The organism is Coprococcus sp. RTP21204st1_G4_RTP21204_210225, from assembly GCF_040915385.1.
GTDB lineage: Bacteria > Bacillota > Clostridia > Lachnospirales > Lachnospiraceae > Allocoprococcus > Allocoprococcus comes.
This window is the reverse complement of the sequence record NZ_JBCPDP010000001.1, coordinates 202,075-222,325: the sequence shown is the minus strand read 5'-3', so window position 1 is coordinate 222,325 and position 20,251 is coordinate 202,075. Positions and strand designations below refer to the sequence as shown.

Sequence of the window (20,251 nt, the reverse complement as noted above, 5' to 3'; positions counted from 1 at the left end):
CATGGCTAATATTAGAATTGACGCAGATGGATTGCAGAACAATATTTCATCTATGCGAGCCTATATAAATGAACTGGATTCTTTGAATGCACGGACACAGACGCTTATGACACAGATTGCTTCTTCCTGGGAGGGAGAGGCAAGCACGGCTTATATTAATATTATGACAGAGAGAATTCAAAAAGCAGGGCAGATGAAAGAGCTTTTACAGGAATTTATATCCTATATGGAATCTACCAGAACAAAATTTGTGTCAAGAGATCAGGAAAGTTCGTACTCTATCAGGGGATGCTAGGAGATGAGAAGATGATTATAGATGTGAATCCACAGACAATTACGGGAATCGCCCAGACGATTGCAAATGCTTATGGAGAAGTGGAAGAGGCAGCAAGAATTTTGACATCCATCACGGAACATAACAACTGGAATTGCAAAGAGAGGGATGCTATCAATGACTATACCCGTTCAAATGCCCAGGAGATTTTGAAAATCAGTGAAAAATCCGGAAATTTTGCAAATGTCATGAAGGTGGTTGCAGAGAATTTTACGACAGATGAGAAAAATATATCAGAAATGTTTACCAGCGTAGAGAGCATCATTGCCTCCATGCTTACGATCCAGCCGATCGGAAGTGGGACTACGACAAGCAATATCCCGGAGGGTGTAATGCCAATTAATAAATCAATCGGAGCAGGAGATATCAATCTTTCTTCTGTGATCGATCTGGCAAGTATGAAATTGTAGGGACAGGAGGAGAAGAATGGCATCCAGAATTATATTAGATCCAGAAACCCTGTTGGCGCAGGCTGGTGAAATGCAGAGCCTGACAGCAGAATATGAATCCCTGTTTTCGAAGGTTACGGGTACTCTGAATGACACCAACAATAATTGGAGTGAACTGTTAGCACATAATTTTGCAGGGAAAATAAGCAGCGCCCAGCAAAGCTTTGCAAGTATTACAGAGCTTCTTGCCAGTGGGGCGGCAGCAGCGAAAAACAGTGCTACAACCATGCAGTCGGTAGACCAGTCTCTTTTTAAGGTGTTCGGAGGAGAAGCTGGTGAGGGGATTATTTCCGGACAGGTACAGGGGATGACTGATGTCATAGAGGATTACAGGAAATGGGAAAAGAAATCTAAAAAAGTAAAAGCAAAAAGTAAAAAGAAAAAAGACGGTTTTTTGGATTCTTTGAAAGCAGATATGGCAGGAGTGTCGAAAGCAATTGTAAAAAAAGGAAAGAAGACTGTTGCAAAAATAAAAAAATCCTATGATGAAAAAGGATTTGTTTATAAGGCACTTCAATATGGAAAATCTGCTGTAAAAGTTGGTGCAGGTGTTGTCAAAATTGCCGGTGCGGTAGCTCTGGTAGCAGGCTCCGGTGGTGCAGCACTTCCTGTAGCTGCTTGTATTACTTTAAGTGCCTGCAATGATATTTATAATGGCATGATGGATGCAACATACACCTATACCGGTGACTATAACAAGGTTGGTAATACAAATGCATTAAAGGATTTTCTTGTAAAAAAAGGTGGAGAGACAGGAGAAATCCTCTTTGGAGATGAGAAGCTGGGAGAAAAAATGGGCAGTTGGGCTTACACAGGATTGGACGTTGTTTCTTTCTTAAATGGTGTAGATAAACTTGGAAAATCTTTTGGTAAGCTTCAAACTATAACAAGCGGCACCGCAGAAACGTCAAAGGTATGGGGAGAAATTCACATGGATGACGTTATCGACAATGATCTTAAATATCTCAGCAAAGATGGAATTATTAAGACTATACTTCATATAGACCCCAACTCTGTAGCTAATTTTGGATATGACGTCGTCACAGGTACGATTAAATCTATAAAGTCAGCAGGAAAACTTGGCAATACTATAGCAGATCTGGCCGTTGGTTAGGACGAGAAAGGAAAATAAAATGGCAAAGCAATTACTACCAAATGGAAGCGTTGTAACCTTAAAAGGTGCAACAAAGAAGTTAATGACAATTGGCATTGAGGTTGAAATGGAGGGAGATGAAAAAACCTACGATTATATCGCAATTCCCTATCCGGAGGGTTATATCGATTCGGAAACCATGTTTCTCTTTATGCAGGAGGATATCGAAAATGTATCTTTCGTAGGTTTTGTAGATGCAGAAATGCAGGTTTTTCGAACTGCATTAGAAGAAACAGATGAAAACGATGCTGAGAAAGAAAGTGATTCATAGTATGATCAGCGACATTTATTTGGCACGTAATCGGAGCATAATGAGAATCTCCGCTGCCTGTAGCTGTCATATAGGAAAGCGAAGAAAAAATAACGAGGACAATTTTTTCTTTGCGGGACGCTATATGGCAAGCTGTAACAATGGACTCGGAAGTATTTTAGAGAAAAATTTTCCGCTAAAAAAGGACAGATTCTTTGCTGTTTTTGATGGCATGGGAGGCGGAGAATATGGCGAGATTGCTTCCTATATGGGTGCAAAGGCAACAGAGGAATACTTGAATGCAGAAGAAGCAGATGATATTGCAGGTAAAAAAGGCTATCTGGAAAAAATGTGTACGCATGTAAATGACAGGATATTTAAGGAAACCCTTCGTTTGGATGCGGAGATGATGGGATCTACTTTGGCAGGACTTTATTTTACAGGAAACCAGGTTTGGACTGTAAATGTGGGGGATAGCAGATGTTTTCTCCTGCGAGATGGGAAGCTTCGGCAGATTTCCGAAGATCAGACAGACGAAGCCTATATGAAAGAAAACGGTATTCAGGGACGAAAGCCTTATTTGACCCAGTATATGGGAATGAATCCGGAGGAAGTGCGCGTACTTCCCTATATGGATTGCCTGCAGACGAAAAGGGGAGATCGTTTTCTTATCTGTAGCGATGGCGTGAGTGACATGGTGCCGGTAGATTTTCTGGAAACCATGATGCAGCAAACGCAAAGTACGGCGAAGTGTGTCGATGCAATTCTCACAGCAGCGTTAGATGCAGGCGGTAAGGACAATATTACAGCAATTGTTTTGGAAATAAACAGATAGAATTACAGGAGATGTAAATGGATGAGGAGAGATATCCAGCTCTGCCCTGGCAGGGATGGAAGATTGTAAAAAGGCTGGGACGAGGCGGTTATGGCAGTGTGTATCTGGCACAGCGGAATTCGGCGGGTGTCATGGAAGATGCTGCTGTAAAGGTGATTTCTTTCCCAAAAAATGAAGAAGACATTGAAGCTGATTTTACAGATGGATATGATCTTGTCAGTGTAAGAAATAAGTATAAAAATATGCTTCACAGATACGTAGATGAGTATCAGATCATGCTGGCATTTAAAGGGCAGACCAATATTGTCAGCTGCGATGATTTTGAAGCAAAACCGCATAAAGACGGAATTGGATGGGATGTTTTTATCCGTATGGAACTGCTGACCCCATTGACTACATTGATCAAACAGTATGCAGGAATTATTCCTGAGGAAATGGTTATAAAAGTCGGAAAAGATATCTGTTCGGCGCTGATGCTTTGTGATTCTAAAAATATCGTACATAGAGATATTAAGCCGGAAAATATTATGGTATCGGAATTTGGCGATTATAAATTAGGTGATTTCGGAATTGCCAGAACTATGGATCATACGACCCAGGCAACGACAGTAGGATCAGAGCGTTATATGGCGCCGGAAGTGATTAAAAGAGAAGAATACGGAAAAGAGGTAGATATTTACAGTCTTGGACTGGTGCTTTACTGGATGCTGAATAACCGTAAGCGTCCGTTTATTGATGCGGATCATTTACCAACTCATGATGAAATTGAACTGGCACAGGCAAGGAGAGAAAAAGGGGATCCTTTGCCACGACCTAAATATGGAAGCAGGGATTTACAGAATATCGTTTTGAAAGCTTGTGCATATGCACCAAAAGACAGATTCTCTTCTGCCAGAGAAATGTACCAGGCGTTGGAGGTATTACAATCAGGTGGAAGTATACCAGAACTGCCGAAGCCTGAACCACCCGGAAAACCGAAACTGCCGGATGATGAAGGCGGGCTGCTGGGAGGATGGATTTCAGCAGAAGATGGTAAGGAGAATGGAAAGAATTTAGATGATGAGGATGAGTGGAGTTCTGTACATGTCACTGAAGAGAAAAGGAATATAGAAGAAGGACCTGCTGTTTTAGAAGGAGCTTATCCGGATGAGCAAGAACTTAAAACGATAAAGAAGGTTTTAAATATCTGCACAGTTATAATGGGAATCTGTACGTTTGGAATTGCTTTGTTATGGTGTATTCCTATCAGAAAGAAAATTCTAAACAGAATAGACAGACGAGAGCCAATCAGCGACGGATTAAAGATAGCGGCTACTATGATCGGACTTATACCGGGGCTGTTACTTCTTGTAAATGAAGATATTTAATTAAAGTGGCTGGAAAGTTGTCCAATCATAAGAGAAACAGGAAAAGAAAGGAAGAGAGAGTATGAGGAATCGAAAGGTTAAAATTTTTGCACTTGTTATGGCAGGTTGTCTGTGTTTATCTGGATTAACAGGATGCGGCGGTGGAATTAAGATGACAACTGACGATACATCGTCCAAATCAGATAGCGGATTGATGGGATCTGCAAAAAAAGAAGCAGAAAAAAGTGATGAATCAGAAGCAGATTCTGCCGATGAAGAGGATAAAATAAGTGATGATATGATTGGGCGCTATGTATCCCAGGGATATGAAAATCCTTCCTTTGGATTTGCAATTAATCTCCCGGATACTTATACATTGGAAAATAGAAACAATGTCGCACTAAACGATGCGGACATTGTAGAATCTTCTAATTCAGAAGGCACTTATGATTATTTAAAATCTTTAATTTCGTTGGGAAGTGCGGTAGTTTTTTCGGCAGAGGATGGGAATACATATATTGAACTGAACATTCAAAATGCAGCGGTTTTAGATAAAACAGCTACATGGGATGAAGAAAAGAATATAGCGGAAAATTCAGTGATGACTGAGGAGGATGCTAAAAAATTGATGGGAGAAGATGCACAGGTTACTGAATTTCAAAATAATGTGGAAGAAATCACATTTTTGGGTGAGAAACATTATGCGGCACAATATACATTTAAGAACTATGATGTTTCGTATTATGGTGTGACTGTCTTTTTGGTGAATGAGCAGGATTCACAGTATATGTTAGCTGTCAATATAATTGGAGTAGATCTGAATGTAGTAGATCAGGCGGATCAGTTCTTTAGTGTATATACGGAGTAAGGTGAAGGGGAAAAAAGAAAGGTATGAAAAAGTTTTGTGTATTGTTTAGCCTTTTGATGTCCACAATGGTGTTTACAGCATGTGGAGCTGGAATTAAGTATAGTAGTGACAGTAATAGTAGTAATAGTAGTAATAGTAGTGGTAGTAAGCAAACTAAAAATGCAGAGCTGGTGGATTTAGGATCAGATCCGCACGCTTATATGCTTTACGGGACCTATCGGAATGAAGAAAATTATAAAGATGAAGATGGTTCCTATGCGAATGAGCATGCGGATGATTATGGCTATATGACTCTGCAGCTTGAGGATTCGGAAAAATATGAGGTGCAGATTCTTCCGATACAGATATATGCAGACACTGATTTCCTGATTTATGACCTGTCTGGAAAAACAGACAAAGAACTGAAAGAAGAGGAAGGTCTGACAGACCAGCAGATTGGCGCATTGCATGAATATTGGCAATATGATCACATTCGTGCCTCTTTTGTCGAAAGAAAAAAATATAGTGAGGATGGAGAATATTCTTATTCGGTAAATACTCTCTTCACATTTGCCTACGAAGTAGTAGGAGACAAACTCTATATGGGATTGGAAGCTTTGATTATGGATGATGAGGATGAAACTAATCTGGGATATCATGTACAAGATCGCAAGGATTGGGTTGAATACTCTTATGGCTTCGACGGTTTGGATTTAATTTTGTCTAAGGACGGAAAAAGTACAAGACTTAGATCTGCGGATATACTTTATGCAGAAAAAAAGAATGAAGGACTTTATGAATGGGGATATGCCAAAAATTCTAGTTCCGGATATGATGGGATAGTTCATTTGTCTTTGAATACGGAAGACGGTGATGATTCTTATATTGAGTGGGCAGATGGAAGAACAGGTGAGAATGTAAAAACACAGATTGATGGCAATCAGTTTACTCTTACCTGGGACAGCACCTATCGTTACAATTATGATCTTGGAGAATCTGAAGAAGGCGAAGGTGGAAAAATCACAGGGATTTTCCTGATTACTAACCGACCAAATGGAGGAATGGATGGAGGCTTGTCCATCTGTGTTGATGGAAAATGGTATCCTTATGTTTATGATTCCACTGCATATTGGAATGGTGAATTAAGTGATAATTTAGAGACAGATGCTGATGTGAGCAGTATGAGTGAAGATGAGCTGGGAGAGTTAAAAGAAAACCAGACAGCAGTCTCAAGCGGACTCATGGGAGCCTTCAAAGAGCAGGGACTTGATTCTACGAAGATAGACGAGTCGACGGGAACAGTACAGATGGATAATAATGTGCTTTTTGCATGGGATAAGGCAGATTTGTCAGAAGAGGGAAAGGCTTATCTGGATCAATTCCTTGCAGCCTATGTACCGGTAATATCCAGTGCGATAGAAGATGGAAAGGTATCGACAATCGTAGTGGAGGGCTATACCGATTCAGCAGGAGACGAGGCTTACAATTTAAAACTCTCTCAGGAAAGAGCAAAGACTGTTGCAGATTATATTAAAGCAGGTTATCCGGAACTTACGAATGCTATCGAGGTTGTCGGTAATGGAGCAAATAATCTGATTCTGGATGGAGAAGGAAAAGAAGACGCTGCAGCATCAAGACGTGTAGAAGTCAGATATGTCCTGAAGACAGAGTAATGATAAAAATCAAACATAAAATAATATAATAGGAAATAAGAGCAGACACATAAGGAGAAGATAAGAATGGCGGAAAAAATTGATCTTAATACACTTCCGAAGGGACTTACAAAGGAAGAATTTACAGCTTTGCCTAATTTTAAAAAGATACGTTCTTTTTTTACCTGGGCTGGTGTGGTATCTATTGGATCAGGGATATTGATTTGTTCAGAGATAGGAAAGACAGCGGAAAGCGTATTTCAGGCTGGTGGAAGTTATGATGATATGAGCCGGCTATGGGCAGTAAAGCTTAATATGTTGTTTATGATTTTTGATATTGTTATGGGAATTCTTCTGCTAAAAAAGAAAACAACAAAAATGGCGTATATTCTTGCTATAACAGAATTGGTCTATATAGTTCTGGTACTTGTATTAGGCGGGACGATAGGTATTGGGGCTATAGCCTTTTTACTTGCTTTAGCCGGTGCGATCCGGATTGATAAAAAATGGAAACAGTATCAGGAAATATCAGGTGGAAGCAATCAGTTAAACCATACTGGGAATAGTACAGCCGGAACAACACAGAACAACACATATACAGAAATTCACACATCCGAAACTGCTAATAATGGAAGCACCTGGCAGCAGGCGGAAAAAAATAATGATTTTGTATCAGCTGACAGCCCTAAAAGTCTGGAGGAAACACTGAACATTTATAAAAAAGAAAAAAGCTGGTCTGCAGAAAATGATATGATAGAGACTTTGAAGAACAGCAAAGTATGGGTTCCATACATTAGTGAAAAAAATCAGCTGGATATTCTGAAAAATGGAGAAAGATATTATCTTCCAGTGTTTACAAGTAGAGCGGAAATGAAAGAATATGGAAAGAAATTTTCTCAAAGAGAGTTACGCTTTTCTGATGTGATGGATATGGCAAAGAGATCACAATATGCATTAACAGGTCTTGTCATCAATGCGTTTACTGATTCTGTTATTTTGGACTGGAATCAGCTCGGCACGATAAATCCTGGTGGCGATGACGAAGAAGAAGAAACTATGTATACGAGATAGTTGCAAAGAAACCTTACTGATATTCAGAAGTAAAAAACTGAAGATCGGTAAGGTTTTTTACTTCTGAAATTTGGAAGTGATTTTTGCGGAATATTTGAAATAAGAACAACAAATACCCATATGAAAAAATAGGTCTTACTGAATGAAATGGTTCAATTTAGTAAGAACTATTTTGAATTAGTATTTGTAAAATAAGTCAGTTTGTATACTTCTTGCATTATATTTATAAACCTATTTTTCACTATCTGGAGCGGCATTTGATAATGCTTTTGCATAATCTGTAAGTCGTGTTAATTGAGATGCGTTTAGGTTTTTGCATGTTTCGATGAGAAAAAACAGAGAAGGGGATTCATTTTGCACAACTACTATTCTATTTGGAGTCGGATCAGCAGATTTCCCAACGAGGTAATCTGTAGATGTTGAAAAAACTTCAGCCATTTTAGCAATAGTTTGTATAGAAGGATTACGTGAGCCTGCTTCATATCGCAGATATGCGGGCTGAGAAATTTGTACCCTTTTAGCAGCTTCTTGTTTGGTTATTCCCAGTTTTAGTCTACATTCTTTTAATCGTTCTTTATCTAAAATATCCATTACGTTTACTAATACTCCTGTTATTGTTGGAATAATGATATTTATATTTTATCATAAATAACTTGACAATACCATTAGTATATGATTAATATAAAATATACCAATGGTATATTTGGGGGGGCGAAGAATGGGAAAAGAAGAGATTGGAAAACAGATTGACAGTAAGAAATTTAGTAAAACGATGCGGTGCTACGGAGATGACAAACTTGGAAATATTATTAAAGAAATATACTATGACGGTATGAGAGAAGGCTATAATTTAGCCAAATTTCGATTAGAGTTGCTTAATGGTGTGCCACCAGGAGTAGCAGAAAAATATTGGGATGATAATATGGAAAATATTAGAAATGTTTTGAGTTTATGTGAACAGTACGAGGAGTGTGAATGATGATGAATAAAATGCGTGAAATATACGGTGTTGTAAATATGATATTGTTTCCTGAAGATGAGGATCCTGAGATGTTATCATTAGAACTTTTTTCTTCTTTTGCGAAGGCTAAAGAAAGAAGCGAAGAAATAATAAAAGAATTTATTGATGATTATGGTGAAGATTATATTGAGCATGCTACAAAGAAAAATCCAGTAGCAGTCATGGGAAATGGTGATGTGACAGGATATGTTTACATTGTAAAAACACATGCATTATAGCTATTAAATTTGAGTAAGAGATAGAAGAGCAGATATTATATCTTGAAAAAAGTAATTTGCGTAGCAATCAATAAAGAAAATTAAACCTTGAAATATGAACTTGTGGGTTCTGTTTTCCAGAATCCCAAGACACAGCTGGTTTTCTGGATGCTAGAAAAATCAAATTGTGGAGGTTCAAAATTTAGTTGTAGAGAAGAAAAATACTGGCTATAATATAAAAAAAGAAGAGAAATTTTCCCGAAACTTTGTGAAAACAAAGAAGTAAATAAGATAGTATAAAAGGATGTGACATTATGGTAAAAAAGGAATCTGTAACTATTAATGTTCCAACAGGAATGGCAAAATATTTGGTGACGTTGAATCCAGAAGCTGAGCTTACTAGAAATGCGTTATTGTTGTACCCATATATCTTGAATCAAACAATTTCGCATGGGCGCGCAGCGGAAATTCTTGGTATAAGAAAATCAGAGTTGATAGATTTATATGATAAGCTGGGTTATTCTTATTTTGATATGACAATGGATGAACTGGATGATGAACTGGATACTTTCAGGCGGATGAAGGAGAAGGAGGTTTCTGTATGATTGTTGTATCAGATACAACACCACTTATATCGCTTCTTAAAATCAAGCGTGTGGATTTGCTGAAAGAATTATTTGGAGAAGTATTGATTCCACAGGCAGTATTTGATGAATTGACAAGTGATAAGCGTTTTCAAGTGGAAGCAGATCAAATTTGTCAAAAGGAATTCATTTTTGTGAAGCGAGTAAATGTTCCAGAATCCGTTAATATCTTAAAAAGAGCAACTGGACTTGATCAAGGCGAGAGTGAGGCAATTGTTTTGACAGACGAATTGAAAGCAGATATCTTGTTGATGGATGAGGCAAGGGGGAGAAATGTATCTGCTCAAATGGGACTTAGTATAATGGGAACAATTGGAATACTTATGGCTGCTTATGAAGAAAAGGAATTGACAGCTGATGAAGTAAGAGAATGTATTGATGGGTTACAGCGTGCAGGACGACATATCGGACAGCGGCATTATCAAATGCTGTTAAGCAGATTGAAAGATTAAAATGGAATACAACTTCAAATCAGGGTTTCGTATTGAGTTTCATATCAAAGATCTGAATAATGCGCTGAATGTATCTCACGCGGTAAATGCTTCACTTCCGCTGACTGCATAGTTAATGGAAACCATGCAGTCTCTTAAGGCAGACGGGTGTGAAAAAGAAACTTCCTGCTACTTGGTTTGTGGCAGGAAGCTTTTTTGGTGGGAAAAGAATGGAAAATGAAAACCAGTAGATAGTATTACGTTCCGTTGAAGTCAATAGATTCCTCTTTACTTTCCCGACACAACTGCTATAATATATCAGACAGCAAGTAAAGGCAAAACAGAGAGGAATTCTATAATGGACATTATACAAAAATTTGGTAACGCAGTGAGCAGTATGTCTCTGGAGGATCCCGGGAAGGCGCGCAGGCTTCTTCTTACAGGATACCGACTTCAGGAGAAACGACTGCTCTTTTTTTCAGATAAAAAACTGCCCAAGTCGGGACAGTATGTAGCAAGAATTGTTATGAAAAATATCATCCAGGCACTTTCAAAGCCTGAAAATTCAGCGATGGTCAGCATCTTTGTTCCGGGAGAGCTTTTGACGGCGGCAGGGCTGACTCCGTATTCGGTAGAAGCAATGTCCTGCTTTATCGCGGGAACAAGATGTGAGCAGACATTTTTGAGAAAAACAGAAGAAGAGGGATTTCCGGAAACGATGTGCTCCTATCACAGAGTTTTCCTTGGGGCGGCACTATCCGGACTTGTGCCAAAGCCAAAATGTATGATCTACACAAATCTGGCATGTGACAGCAATATGATGACCTTCCCGTATCTGAAGCAGAAAAATATGCTTCCGGGATTTTTTATAGATGTACCATATGACAAGAACGAAGATTCTGTAAAATATGTGGCAGATCAGCTCCGGGAGTTGAAAGCATTTTTAGAAGATGTTACTGGAAAGAAGATTTCCGAAGAGGCAGTACGGCAGGCGGTCAATAACAGCAACCAGGCAGCCGCATATTATCATGAACAGCTGGCACTGCGCAAAGAACATGATCCGGTCACGAGCCTGACCAATGAGCTGTACGCGATTTTCATGTGCCACCTCATGGCGGGGTCGCAGGAGGCAGTCAAGTACACGAAATTGCTTCTGGAAGATGTGAAAAAGGCACCGAAGAGCGAAGGTCTGCATATTCTCTGGATGCATATGATGCCATTTTTGCAGGAACCGGTAAAGGATATTTTCAATTACAGTGACCAGATTCATATCAGTGCCTGTGACTTTGTGGCAGACGGATTTCAGAAGACACATTATGAAGATCCGTATGAGTCCATGGCAGAAAAGATGGTGAACTGCATTTACAATGGAAGCGTCAAGCAGAGAATCCAGAAGGCAAAAGAGCTTGCGGCGCAGACAAATGTGGATGGAGGAATCCTTTTTACACATTGGGGATGCAAAGGTACGATCGGAGCTTCCAGTCTGATCAAAGGATCGCTTGAGGAAGCAGGGATCCCGACCATGATCCTTGATGGAGATGGATGTAATCCGGCAAACAGCAGTGATGGACAGATTTCTACAAGACTTCAGGCTTATATGGAGATGCTGAAGGTAAATAAAGCAGAAAAATATGCCGCAAATCACGGAAAGGGGGCTGGGTCAGATGATACATTATGTCTGTAAATATACGCCGGTAGAGTTATTGAATGCATTTGGAGAAGAGTGTGCCGTACTGGAGGAAATGCCGGAGAACTTTGAAATGTCGGATCAGATCGCACACGCAAATCTGTGCGGCTTTGGGAAATCTGTGATTCAGGCAGTTCTGGAAGGAAAGGTCAAGCAGCTTGTACTTGTGAACTGCTGTGATTCTGCGCGGAGAGTTTATGATATTGTAGAGAGCACCGGAAAATGCAAATTTTTATATATGCTGGATCTTCCGCATGAGGATAATGAATGTGAGAAGGTAAAGTATGCACAGGCAATCATGCGTCTGAAAAAAGCATACGAAAAATTTTCCGGAAAAACATTTGATAAGGAAGCATTTTTAAATTCATTTACAGAAAATGAGACAGAAATGAAGCCATACATTGGTCTGCTGGGTGTGCGTGTAACGGGTATTCTTGAAAAAATGATCCGGGATAATATTCAGATGGACGTGGACAATCTTACCTGCACCGGCGGAAGACAGCTTGCAGTTGTTCTGGAGCAGATGAGACAGATGGATGAAGAAAAAATGTTTCTGGCTTATGCGGATGCCCTGCTTTGCCAGATCCCGTGTTTCCGAATGAATAACAACACTCGGAGAAATCAGCTGTATCTGGATCCAAACCTGAAGGGAATTATTTATCATACGATCAAATTCTGTGATTATTATGGATTTGAATATGCGAGCATTAAAAAGAATATCAAAGTACCGCTTCTGAAAATCGAGACGGATTTTACAAGTCAGAGCGCTGGACAGTTACTGACGAGAATCCAAGCATTTGCAGAGACGATTGAAGGATCGGAAGATATGGATCCGGGAAAAGGAATCAGTGAGGAGGCAAGAAAAAAGATGGAGTCAGGAATATATTATGTAGCAGGGATCGACAGTGGCTCTACAAGTACAGACGTTGTGATTCTGGATCAGGACGGAAAAATTAAATCTACGATGATCATTCCGACAGGCGGCGGAGCGATGATGAGTGCGGAGAAAAGTCTGGATCTTGCCGTAGAGAAGGCAGGAATTAAGAAAGAAGAAATCGTCAGAATTGTCACGACGGGATATGGACGTGCTTATATTGAAAGCGGGGATGACAGTATTACAGAGATCACCTGTCATGCCAAAGGTGCGCATTACCTGAACCCGAATGTGCGGACGGTGATCGATATCGGCGGACAGGATATCAAGGCGATCAGCATCGATGAAAATGGCGCAGTAAAGAATTTCCTGATGAATGACAAATGTGCGGCAGGAACCGGAAGGTTTCTGGAAATGATGGCACGGACTTTGGGACTTTCTCTTGAAGAGATGAGTACAAAAGGATTGGAATGGAAGGAAAATATTGTGATTTCCAGTATGTGTACGGTGTTCGCTGAGTCAGAGGTGGTATCACTTGTGGCTCAGAATAAAGATGTGGCAGATATCATCCATGGTCTGAATGTGTCGGTTGCTTCGAAAGTAGGAGCACTGGCGGCACGTCTTGGAAAAAAGAATCCGGGAGAATATATGATGACAGGCGGAGTGGCAAAGAATCCTGGAATCATCAAAGCACTGGAAGAAAAGCTGGATGCGAAATTGTATATTTGCGACGAGGCACAGCTTTGTGGTGCGCTTGGAGCTGCATTGTTTGCATATGAGAAGTGCAGTGTGTAGAGGTTGTGTTTGTAATCACCGGACATTATTTTATATTGCATAAAAAAGAGAAACCTTACCAATTTTCAGATGTAAAAACTGAAAACCGGTAAGGTTTTTTACGCATATCGCCATGCAATATGCAATTATCTTTTATTTCATTGCATCTTTAATTGCGCCAAGCAGCTCTTCGTAGGTTTCATATGCCGGGATCTGCGGATAATCCGCTTTGATCTTGTCGGTTGTACGGAATAAAAATCCTGCCTTACTTGCCTGGATCATACCAAGATCGTTGTAAGAATCCCCACTTGCAATCGTTTCAAATCCGATGGATTGCAGTGCCTTTACGGTTGTTAGTTTGGAATTTTCCACACGCATCTTGAAGTCTGTGATCTCGCCGTTTTCTGTAATTTCCAGACTATTGCAGAAAAGCGTCGGATGACCAAGCTTTTCCATGAGCGGCATTGCAAATTCGGTGAAGGTATCACTAAGAAGGATTACCTGGGTGAAGGAACGTAGCTCATCCAGGAAGTCTTTTGCGCCCGGAAGCGGATCAATCTTGGAAATTGTTTCCTGAATTTCTTTGATCCCGAGACCATGCGCTTTTAAAGTATCCAGTCTCCAACGCATCAGTTTGTTATAATCAGGTTCATCTCTTGTGGTTCTTTTCAGTTCCGGAATTCCACTTGCTTCTGCAAATGCAACCCAGATTTCCGGTACAAGTACTCCTTCGACATCCAGACAAGTAATATACATATGTTAACCCTCCTGTACTTTCTGTTTTTTGCTTTCTATCATACCATATATCTGTTTATTTTGCATTCTTTTTTGTAATTGATTAAAAATTGTGGGAGAGAAACCTGTATAAACTACATGATGGTATGGAAAACCATGTAAAGAAGTCAGTCGGGAAAATTGCGGGTTCCATTTTGGAATGTGTGCGAACCGGAAAGATATTGACGATAAATTTTTTCAGGGACTATAATATAAGTATCTGTGACAAAAGAGGGATGTTTCGGAATGAATCATTGAAAAAAGAAAATCTGCCGAAACATATTTTGCTCAAATTGCATAAAGGAGAAAAAGGATGAATAACTTTATTTTTGAAAATAAAACGAAAGTATATTTCGGGAAAGGATGTGTCGGCGAGTATTTGCCGAAAATCGCTGCGGTGCATGGGGATAAGGTTCTGCTTGCCTATGGCGGCGGCTCGATCAAGAAAAATGGAGTTTATGAGGAAGTCATAGCGGCACTTGAAAAAGCCGGGAAAACGATCATTGAATTTCCGGGGATCATGGAAAATCCGACTTATAAGAAGGTGCTTGAAGGCACAAAGCTGGTAAAGGAAAAACAGGTGGACTGGATCCTTGCAGTCGGCGGTGGTTCGGTTATGGACTGTAGCAAGGCAATTTCCATGGCAGCGGTCAGCGAGAAAGATGTGTGGGATGAGTACTGGGCGAAGAAGGGTGTTGTGGATTTTGAACCGATGCCACTTGGCGTGATCGTAACAGCGTCCGGAACAGGCAGCGAGTGCAACGGGGGAGCAGTTATTACCAATGAAGAGGTCATGATCAAGACAGACCGGGATTATCCGAAATGCAATCCGGAATTTGCATTAATGGATCCGACTTACACTTATACTGTTCCGACAAAACAGATGGTGGCAGGAAGCTTTGATATCCTGTCTCACGTTATGGAGACTTATTTCAGTGAGCCGGACGAGGATAACGTATCAGATGATATTTCGGAAGCTCTGATGCGCGGCGTGATAACAAGTCTTCGTGCGGCATTGGTAAATCCGGAGGATTATACAGCAAGAAGTAATCTGATGTGGCTGTCTACCATGGCGGAGAACCGGATCATCAAGCTCGGCAAAAAATGTGATTTTGAATGCCATCAGATGGAGCATCAGATCAGTGCTTATACCAACTGCAGTCATGGATGTGGACTTGCTGTGCTGCATCCGGTTTATTATCGGCATATCTGTCAGGCAGGCGCAAAGAAATTTACCCGGTTTGCGGAAAATGTATGGAGAATTCCGAGAAATGGACGTACCGATGAAGAGATGGCTGAAGCTGGCGTAGAGGCATTGGCTGATTTTATCAGAGAGATCGGACTTCCGACAACACTTCGGGAAGTAGGCGTGGAGAAAAAAGAGGATCTGAAAGAAATTGCGGATTCTTGTTATCTGGTGGATGGAAGTTATAAGAAGATGACACATGAGGAGATTCTGGAAATATTTCTGGAGTGCTTCTAGCTAATTGGAATGGAACTGAAAGAGATTAAAGGGATCCCTGTGCCGTAAATGGTGCAGGGATCTCTTGCTGTCGTGATCTGGTATGCAGGAAAAGATATCAGTGATAGTTTTTCTCTTTCTGGCTAGCATTTAGCTATTGTAATTCGTTAATAATTGTTTCAATGGTTGCGATATCTTCTTCCAGCATATCTGCGATTTGTTCTTTGGAATATTTTTTTTCTAATTTCTTTTTGACCTGACTTTTTAAAAGGTCATTTTTTCCTTGAGTTTTTCCCGTCTCGATTCCAGCTTCCTCACCCTCAGCAAAGGCTTTTTGCCGTTCTATTTCTCTTTCTTCCCATGCCCGCATGAACTTCGCCTCCATTTTCTTGTTCGACCTGATCTGACAGACTTTCTGATGGAGCAATTTAATCTTCTGGCTTGTGCACGAACCCGCGACCTCATTCGTTGATTTTTCCATGTAATGAAGTAACTCTATCAGTTCCGGTGATACCATTTCAGGATGCGTGCCATGGCAGTTCAGAAAAATACGTGTTGCATCATCTTGCAGATCAAGATCTGGACATTCTTCGCATTTCATTCGGAAAGTATACTTGTAAAATCCTTTTCCGAATGGATCAAAGGGCATGATCAGAATGATAAAAGCTCGATTTAGTTTATTGAAATCAACGCTTCCAGGCGGTAGCAGATTACTGTCCAGTACCGCCTGATAGAAGCGGCTGCGTTTGGGAAGATTCTTTGTATCTTCCTTCTGCGCTTCTGTATCGTACACAGTATCATCGTCATCCCATGCATAGACATCTAATCGGACCTGCCGGTTATCCGGAAAAGTCCGTATTTCTTTTTCAGAATGTGGTGGCAATCTAAGTGGGATATCCTGCCCCAGAATAATATCCAGTACCGTTTTCATATTCTCTGAATCTTCCATTGCTTCATCGAATAAAAATCTGTCCAACAGATTAAGTTTTGAGAATTCTTTTCTTTTGTTCATTTGTTTCTCCTTTCATTAGATAAAAATGTTCCGAAAGGAGAAAGGCTATATGATTATATTAACATATGACGGGAATATGTAAAAGAGGCGATCTCAATCCGGATATTTTCAGTTGTCGTTCATTGTCGGAAAAAGTTGCCGGAAACTGGCTCCGAAAATGAGATTGGGTTGAATAGATAAGGTTGCAAACAAGAAGAAGTTTGTTTGCGTATGGATATCGTAGCATAAGTCTGCTGAAACGGCAATTTCGAAAACAGTCGAAAAATTTCGTTGGGATTTCTATAGACAATATTTGCAGGCGCAGTGATCGTGGTGGCACTGCTGACCGGAAAGGTCAGAGGAAGAAAAGAATAAACAAGTAATACAGAAAAATGAGGAAAACATCGAAGTGAAAACCGGTTGTTTTCCTCATTTTTTAATAAGTTTGGAAAATTGCATTTCACAGCAGATAAAAGTCTCAGGTAGTAAAATTTCTATACTGGATGGATATCTTGGTTAAGGTGATCTGAAGTGTTTTGAGGATTTGTTTCCTCCGAGTGTTCATTTACCGGAAGATATTCATACTTCGGAATGAAATCCCGTTTATCGTACAGTTTATAATACTGAATGAAAATACGATCCATAACTTTTGGAATCTGACTTTCATCTGATTCAAATAAAATGATCAGATACTGCATGGCACTATACCGTGTACATACGTCAATCCTACGGATCTTGTGACGGATCGCTTCCTCCATGTATTCCAGTGCCTGTTCAATATTTTCAATATACATCATAGAATCTGGAGCGGTTTCCATTGTGACCATGACCAGGAAACAATGGTATTTATGTCGTTCTCCAAGTTGGTTGATGTACTCATAAATCTTAGAAAATTCACGGTAATTAAGATTAAGTGCTCCGGAATAGTTTCCGCTGTTGCGGAGTGCTTTTGCCACAAGGGAAAGATCTTTTGCTACGCTGGAAACCGGAAATACGGTATTGCCCATCTGTTGATAGAAAAAGAAGTTGTGTTTTCCGTTTTGCTTGACATAATAGAGTGCTTTATCTGCTTTGGAAGAACACTCGTCAAAGGAATCTCCCTTGGTACACATGCAAAGTCCGGCAGAAATGGATGCAACACGGATCTCAAAATCTTTTTTCTTCTCAGAATCAAAGCGGGAAAACAGAGTTTCCATAAGCTCGGATATTTCATTTTTACCGGCATCTGGTACAAAAAGAAGGAATTCATCGCCACCAAACCTGCAGCCAACCGAATTTCCGATATGCTCGGAGAGGAGAGCGCCAAGTGCTTTCAGTGCACGGTCGCCGGCTTTATGACCGTAGATATCATTTATCTTTTTCAGATTATCCATATCCATAAAGATCAGACAGCCATTGTGTTCCTGCATCAGCTGTGCGATCATTTTCTGACCGGTATTTCGCATAGGGAGTCCGGTAAGAAGATCAAAATTTTCTGATTCCTCCTGGCTCTTCATCGTATTCATAACATTGGAAATGAAGTTGCTGATTTCAAATTCCATGCCAGGAAGAGCTGGCTCATCATCAATTTCCAGATAAGTATCTGTGATTGTCAGACGATTCTCATCCATCAGTCTGAGAAAAATATCTGCGATTTCCGGATCGAACTGAGTTCCTCTGTTTTTGCGTATTTCTTCATAAATTGTTTCTTTTGGAAGAGAATTACGGTAAATACGGCGGGAATTCATTGCGTCATAGCTGTCAGCAACAGCAACGATTCGCGCATGGATCGGAATTTCTTCACCTTTTAGACCGTCCGGATAACCATGGCCATCATAACGCTCATGATGAGATCGGGCAACTTCGGTTACATGATTGATGATCGAAACATTTTTCAAAATCTCAGCACCAATAACCGTATGTTCCTTAATAACAGCGTACTCTTCGTTTGTCAGTCTGGATGGCTTGTTTAAAATAATATCAGGGATGCCGACTTTTCCGATATCATGCAGATGAGCAGCATGTCGGAGATTGACGATTTCAGAGCGATTCCAACCCATTTCCTGCGCAATCAGTGCAGAGTATTCCGCAACACGATGGGAGTGCCCTCTGGTGTATTCGTCCTTGGCCTCGATGGTTGTAGAGAGAGTCTGCATCATCTGTAAGGAAATTTTTTCCATCTGCCGTTTACGTTTCAAAAGCTCCTCTTTTTGACGATGCATTTCAATGGTATGCACATTCTTTATTGTACGGATAATGTTAATGAAAAGAAGGATCAACATGCTGACACCAATAAAAAGACCGGAAATCAAAACTACAAAATATGTAGAAATGGATTCGATGGCGATGGCAAGCATTGCAATGATCAGGCCAATCAGCACCAATTTGTTTTTCCGGTATTCTTTCTTTCGCATATCCAGACAGAAAGTCAGGAAAATCAGAAAGAAGGTGACTGCAAGAATCACGTGGGCGCCCGGCAGAGTTTCAATAAAATCAGCGGTGCCAGTCAGATGAAGAACCAGACAGATCAAAAAGTTACAAAATGCCACACAGCCAAGGTAAAAGTAAGGCTTTTTATAACGCCCCTGCTGAATGAGATCTGCATAAAAAAGTACCGGGATCGGAACGAGCATGATCATCACAAAGCATAAAGTTCCCAGTGCAGATGGATTCGGAACTATAAGCTGTCTGAGCTTGGATTCGCCGAGCATCCATGTAGCTCCCATGGTCATGCACCATCCAAGATATTCCATATCGAATTTTCTGTCATAGACAATTCCGAGTGCGATACTGAAAAGGATGGTAATGATACCGGCGAACAAGATAAAGAAAGCAATAATAGTCTCAAGCCCGTAAGATTCAAAAATATATTCCCAGATATCACTCTTGTCTCCGGAATAGATCTCATTGACTACACCGGAATAGTTAGAGGTATTGGTAGTCAGCTCAATACGGAGTTCTTTTCCTGCATCAGCTGTTGAAGTAGGACAGAAAACATAACAGCTGGCAGAATTTTTCCCAGTCAGTCGATGGTCTTTGGTTGAGTATTCAGTGCGAAGCACTCCGTCAATATAGAAATGGATATCCTGCAGAGAGGAACGTATAGCCAGTGAACTTTGCGTATAATTTTCAGGAAGTGTTGTGGTAATGACCATAGTCTCTTTTGCAGGAACATTGTAATGTCCGGGGACGGCAATCTGTTCTTTGCTTCCATCGGAGTGAATCCAGGTAAAAGTACCACGATATGTGATGTCGCTGGATTGGATTCTGGCATTGTGATTGTTAATTCCTGTGAATTGTATTACCAGAAACCAGATAAGTATCAGGAACATCAGAAGATAGTAAAATCCGATCTGGATTTTGCTTATTTTATAGTTTTCTTTTGTCAAAACAGAGACTCCTTATCTACAATTTTGGTCTATTTGAAGATATTATACGATGTGAGTGTCAAAAGTGAATTTTGCCACTTACTGATGTAAC

General features: G+C 40.3%; 20 protein-coding genes and 1 pseudogene. 17 read left to right on the top strand and 4 right to left on the bottom strand.

Going from position 1 to position 20,251, the window contains the following annotated elements; all coding sequences use genetic code 11:
* The first annotated feature begins 1 nt into the window (after position 1).
* The 9 genes from AB5213_RS01090 to AB5213_RS01050 all read left to right on the top strand — a co-directional run bounded on the left by AB5213_RS01090 (position 2) and on the right by AB5213_RS01050 (position 7,937).
* On the top strand, positions 2–295 hold the full coding sequence (locus tag AB5213_RS01090) for a WXG100 family type VII secretion target (RefSeq protein WP_008368735.1): 294 nt from the start codon (positions 2–4) through the stop codon (positions 293–295).
* 11 nt (positions 296–306) lie between these two features.
* On the top strand, positions 307–744 hold the full coding sequence (locus tag AB5213_RS01085) for a hypothetical protein (RefSeq protein WP_044998517.1): 438 nt from the start codon (positions 307–309) through the stop codon (positions 742–744).
* A gap of 16 nt (positions 745–760) precedes the next feature.
* Positions 761–1,897, top strand: coding sequence for a WXG100 family type VII secretion target (locus tag AB5213_RS01080; RefSeq protein WP_055260365.1), 1,137 nt, complete (start codon positions 761–763; stop codon positions 1,895–1,897).
* A 19-nt stretch (positions 1,898–1,916) separates the two neighbouring features.
* Positions 1,917–2,207, top strand: a complete 291-nt coding sequence (locus AB5213_RS01075; protein ID WP_008368726.1) for a DUF4176 domain-containing protein — start codon at positions 1,917–1,919, stop codon at positions 2,205–2,207.
* A gap of 124 nt (positions 2,208–2,331) precedes the next feature.
* Positions 2,332–3,021 (top strand): PP2C family serine/threonine-protein phosphatase, encoded by a 690-nt coding sequence (locus AB5213_RS01070; RefSeq protein ID WP_172676438.1) that lies wholly within the window; start codon positions 2,332–2,334, stop codon positions 3,019–3,021.
* Positions 3,022–3,038: 17 nt separating this feature from the next.
* Positions 3,039–4,388, top strand: coding sequence for a serine/threonine-protein kinase (locus AB5213_RS01065; protein ID WP_055155506.1), 1,350 nt, complete (start codon positions 3,039–3,041; stop codon positions 4,386–4,388).
* Positions 4,389–4,449: 61 nt separating this feature from the next.
* A complete protein-coding gene (locus tag AB5213_RS01060; protein WP_008368719.1) occupies positions 4,450–5,235 on the top strand; it encodes a hypothetical protein in 786 nt (261 codons plus the stop codon).
* A 56-nt stretch (positions 5,236–5,291) separates the two neighbouring features.
* Positions 5,292–6,887, top strand: coding sequence for an OmpA family protein (locus tag AB5213_RS01055; RefSeq protein ID WP_368276223.1), 1,596 nt, complete (start codon positions 5,292–5,294; stop codon positions 6,885–6,887).
* Positions 6,888–6,953: 66 nt separating this feature from the next.
* Positions 6,954–7,937, top strand: a complete 984-nt coding sequence (locus AB5213_RS01050) for an SseB family protein (RefSeq protein WP_008368715.1) — start codon at positions 6,954–6,956, stop codon at positions 7,935–7,937.
* Between the two features lie 231 nt (positions 7,938–8,168).
* On the opposite strand, the gene AB5213_RS01045 is transcribed toward AB5213_RS01050, so the two are convergent.
* On the bottom strand, positions 8,169–8,528 hold the full coding sequence (locus tag AB5213_RS01045) for a helix-turn-helix domain-containing protein (protein ID WP_008368713.1): 360 nt from the start codon (positions 8,526–8,528) through the stop codon (positions 8,169–8,171).
* 127 nt (positions 8,529–8,655) lie between these two features.
* Between AB5213_RS01045 and AB5213_RS01040 the strand changes: the two genes are divergently transcribed.
* The 7 genes and pseudogenes from AB5213_RS01040 to AB5213_RS01010 all read left to right on the top strand — a co-directional run bounded on the left by AB5213_RS01040 (position 8,656) and on the right by AB5213_RS01010 (position 13,586).
* The gene (locus AB5213_RS01040; protein WP_044998510.1) at positions 8,656–8,916 is read left to right on the top strand and encodes a hypothetical protein; all 261 of its coding nucleotides are present in this window, start codon (positions 8,656–8,658) and stop codon (positions 8,914–8,916) included.
* Positions 8,913–9,176, top strand: a complete 264-nt coding sequence (locus AB5213_RS01035) for a hypothetical protein (protein WP_008368709.1) — start codon at positions 8,913–8,915, stop codon at positions 9,174–9,176. The genes AB5213_RS01040 and AB5213_RS01035 overlap by 4 nt, the downstream gene beginning before the upstream one ends.
* Before the next feature lie 293 nt (positions 9,177–9,469).
* Positions 9,470–9,760 carry a hypothetical protein gene (locus tag AB5213_RS01030; RefSeq protein WP_008368707.1) on the top strand — a complete coding sequence of 97 codons (291 nt, stop codon included), beginning with the start codon at positions 9,470–9,472 and terminating at the stop codon, positions 9,758–9,760.
* Entirely contained in the window at positions 9,757–10,251 is a 495-nt protein-coding gene (locus AB5213_RS01025; RefSeq protein WP_008368705.1) for a DUF3368 domain-containing protein, read from the top strand. Before AB5213_RS01030 ends, AB5213_RS01025 begins: the two co-directional genes overlap by 4 nt.
* Before the next feature lie 10 nt (positions 10,252–10,261).
* Positions 10,262–10,360 (top strand): annotated as a pseudogene (garR, locus tag AB5213_RS01020) (2-hydroxy-3-oxopropionate reductase); the annotation flags it as partial.
* A 228-nt stretch (positions 10,361–10,588) separates the two neighbouring features.
* The gene (locus tag AB5213_RS01015; protein WP_008368701.1) at positions 10,589–11,914 is read left to right on the top strand and encodes a 2-hydroxyacyl-CoA dehydratase subunit D; all 1,326 of its coding nucleotides are present in this window, start codon (positions 10,589–10,591) and stop codon (positions 11,912–11,914) included.
* The gene (locus AB5213_RS01010) at positions 11,895–13,586 is read left to right on the top strand and encodes an acyl-CoA dehydratase activase (RefSeq protein WP_215633795.1); all 1,692 of its coding nucleotides are present in this window, start codon (positions 11,895–11,897) and stop codon (positions 13,584–13,586) included. The genes AB5213_RS01015 and AB5213_RS01010 overlap by 20 nt, the downstream gene beginning before the upstream one ends.
* A gap of 132 nt (positions 13,587–13,718) precedes the next feature.
* On the opposite strand, the gene thrH is transcribed toward AB5213_RS01010, so the two are convergent.
* Positions 13,719–14,321: a bifunctional phosphoserine phosphatase/homoserine phosphotransferase ThrH gene (gene thrH / locus AB5213_RS01005; protein ID WP_215633796.1), complete on the bottom strand. Its 603-nt coding sequence runs from the start codon at positions 14,319–14,321 to the stop codon at positions 13,719–13,721.
* 331 nt (positions 14,322–14,652) lie between these two features.
* Between thrH and AB5213_RS01000 the strand changes: the two genes are divergently transcribed.
* Entirely contained in the window at positions 14,653–15,822 is a 1,170-nt protein-coding gene (locus AB5213_RS01000; RefSeq protein WP_022219934.1) for an iron-containing alcohol dehydrogenase, read from the top strand.
* Positions 15,823–15,955: 133 nt separating this feature from the next.
* Here AB5213_RS01000 and AB5213_RS00995 read toward each other — a convergent pair whose 3' ends face one another.
* Together AB5213_RS00995 and AB5213_RS00990 are read right to left on the bottom strand one after the other, a co-directional pair.
* Positions 15,956–16,813, bottom strand: a complete 858-nt coding sequence (locus AB5213_RS00995; RefSeq protein WP_022219935.1) for an Rpn family recombination-promoting nuclease/putative transposase — start codon at positions 16,811–16,813, stop codon at positions 15,956–15,958.
* 473 nt (positions 16,814–17,286) lie between these two features.
* Positions 17,287–20,160, bottom strand: a complete 2,874-nt coding sequence (locus AB5213_RS00990) for an HD domain-containing phosphohydrolase (RefSeq protein WP_368276222.1) — start codon at positions 20,158–20,160, stop codon at positions 17,287–17,289.
* Positions 20,161–20,251 lie beyond the last annotated feature (91 nt).

What these genes read in the sequence shown, in the direction of transcription:
- AB5213_RS01090 (WP_008368735.1), top strand. Translation starts at nt 2, where the DNA reads ATGGCTAATATTAGAATTGACGCAGATGGATTGCAGAACAATATTTCA.
- AB5213_RS01085 (WP_044998517.1), top strand. Translation starts at nt 307, where the DNA reads ATGATTATAGATGTGAATCCACAGACAATTACGGGAATCGCCCAGACG.
- AB5213_RS01080 (WP_055260365.1), top strand. Translation starts at nt 761, where the DNA reads ATGGCATCCAGAATTATATTAGATCCAGAAACCCTGTTGGCGCAGGCT.
- AB5213_RS01075 (WP_008368726.1), top strand. Translation starts at nt 1,917, where the DNA reads ATGGCAAAGCAATTACTACCAAATGGAAGCGTTGTAACCTTAAAAGGT.
- AB5213_RS01070 (WP_172676438.1), top strand. Translation starts at nt 2,332, where the DNA reads ATGGCAAGCTGTAACAATGGACTCGGAAGTATTTTAGAGAAAAATTTT.
- AB5213_RS01065 (WP_055155506.1), top strand. Translation starts at nt 3,039, where the DNA reads ATGGATGAGGAGAGATATCCAGCTCTGCCCTGGCAGGGATGGAAGATT.
- AB5213_RS01060 (WP_008368719.1), top strand. Translation starts at nt 4,450, where the DNA reads ATGAGGAATCGAAAGGTTAAAATTTTTGCACTTGTTATGGCAGGTTGT.
- AB5213_RS01055 (WP_368276223.1), top strand. Translation starts at nt 5,292, where the DNA reads ATGTCCACAATGGTGTTTACAGCATGTGGAGCTGGAATTAAGTATAGT.
- AB5213_RS01050 (WP_008368715.1), top strand. Translation starts at nt 6,954, where the DNA reads ATGGCGGAAAAAATTGATCTTAATACACTTCCGAAGGGACTTACAAAG.
- AB5213_RS01045 (WP_008368713.1), bottom strand. Translation starts at nt 8,528, where the DNA reads ATGGATATTTTAGATAAAGAACGATTAAAAGAATGTAGACTAAAACTG.
- AB5213_RS01040 (WP_044998510.1), top strand. Translation starts at nt 8,656, where the DNA reads ATGGGAAAAGAAGAGATTGGAAAACAGATTGACAGTAAGAAATTTAGT.
- AB5213_RS01035 (WP_008368709.1), top strand. Translation starts at nt 8,913, where the DNA reads ATGATGATGAATAAAATGCGTGAAATATACGGTGTTGTAAATATGATA.
- AB5213_RS01030 (WP_008368707.1), top strand. Translation starts at nt 9,470, where the DNA reads ATGGTAAAAAAGGAATCTGTAACTATTAATGTTCCAACAGGAATGGCA.
- AB5213_RS01025 (WP_008368705.1), top strand. Translation starts at nt 9,757, where the DNA reads ATGATTGTTGTATCAGATACAACACCACTTATATCGCTTCTTAAAATC.
- AB5213_RS01015 (WP_008368701.1), top strand. Translation starts at nt 10,589, where the DNA reads ATGGACATTATACAAAAATTTGGTAACGCAGTGAGCAGTATGTCTCTG.
- AB5213_RS01010 (WP_215633795.1), top strand. Translation starts at nt 11,895, where the DNA reads ATGATACATTATGTCTGTAAATATACGCCGGTAGAGTTATTGAATGCA.
- thrH (WP_215633796.1), bottom strand. Translation starts at nt 14,321, where the DNA reads ATGTATATTACTTGTCTGGATGTCGAAGGAGTACTTGTACCGGAAATC.
- AB5213_RS01000 (WP_022219934.1), top strand. Translation starts at nt 14,653, where the DNA reads ATGAATAACTTTATTTTTGAAAATAAAACGAAAGTATATTTCGGGAAA.
- AB5213_RS00995 (WP_022219935.1), bottom strand. Translation starts at nt 16,813, where the DNA reads ATGAACAAAAGAAAAGAATTCTCAAAACTTAATCTGTTGGACAGATTT.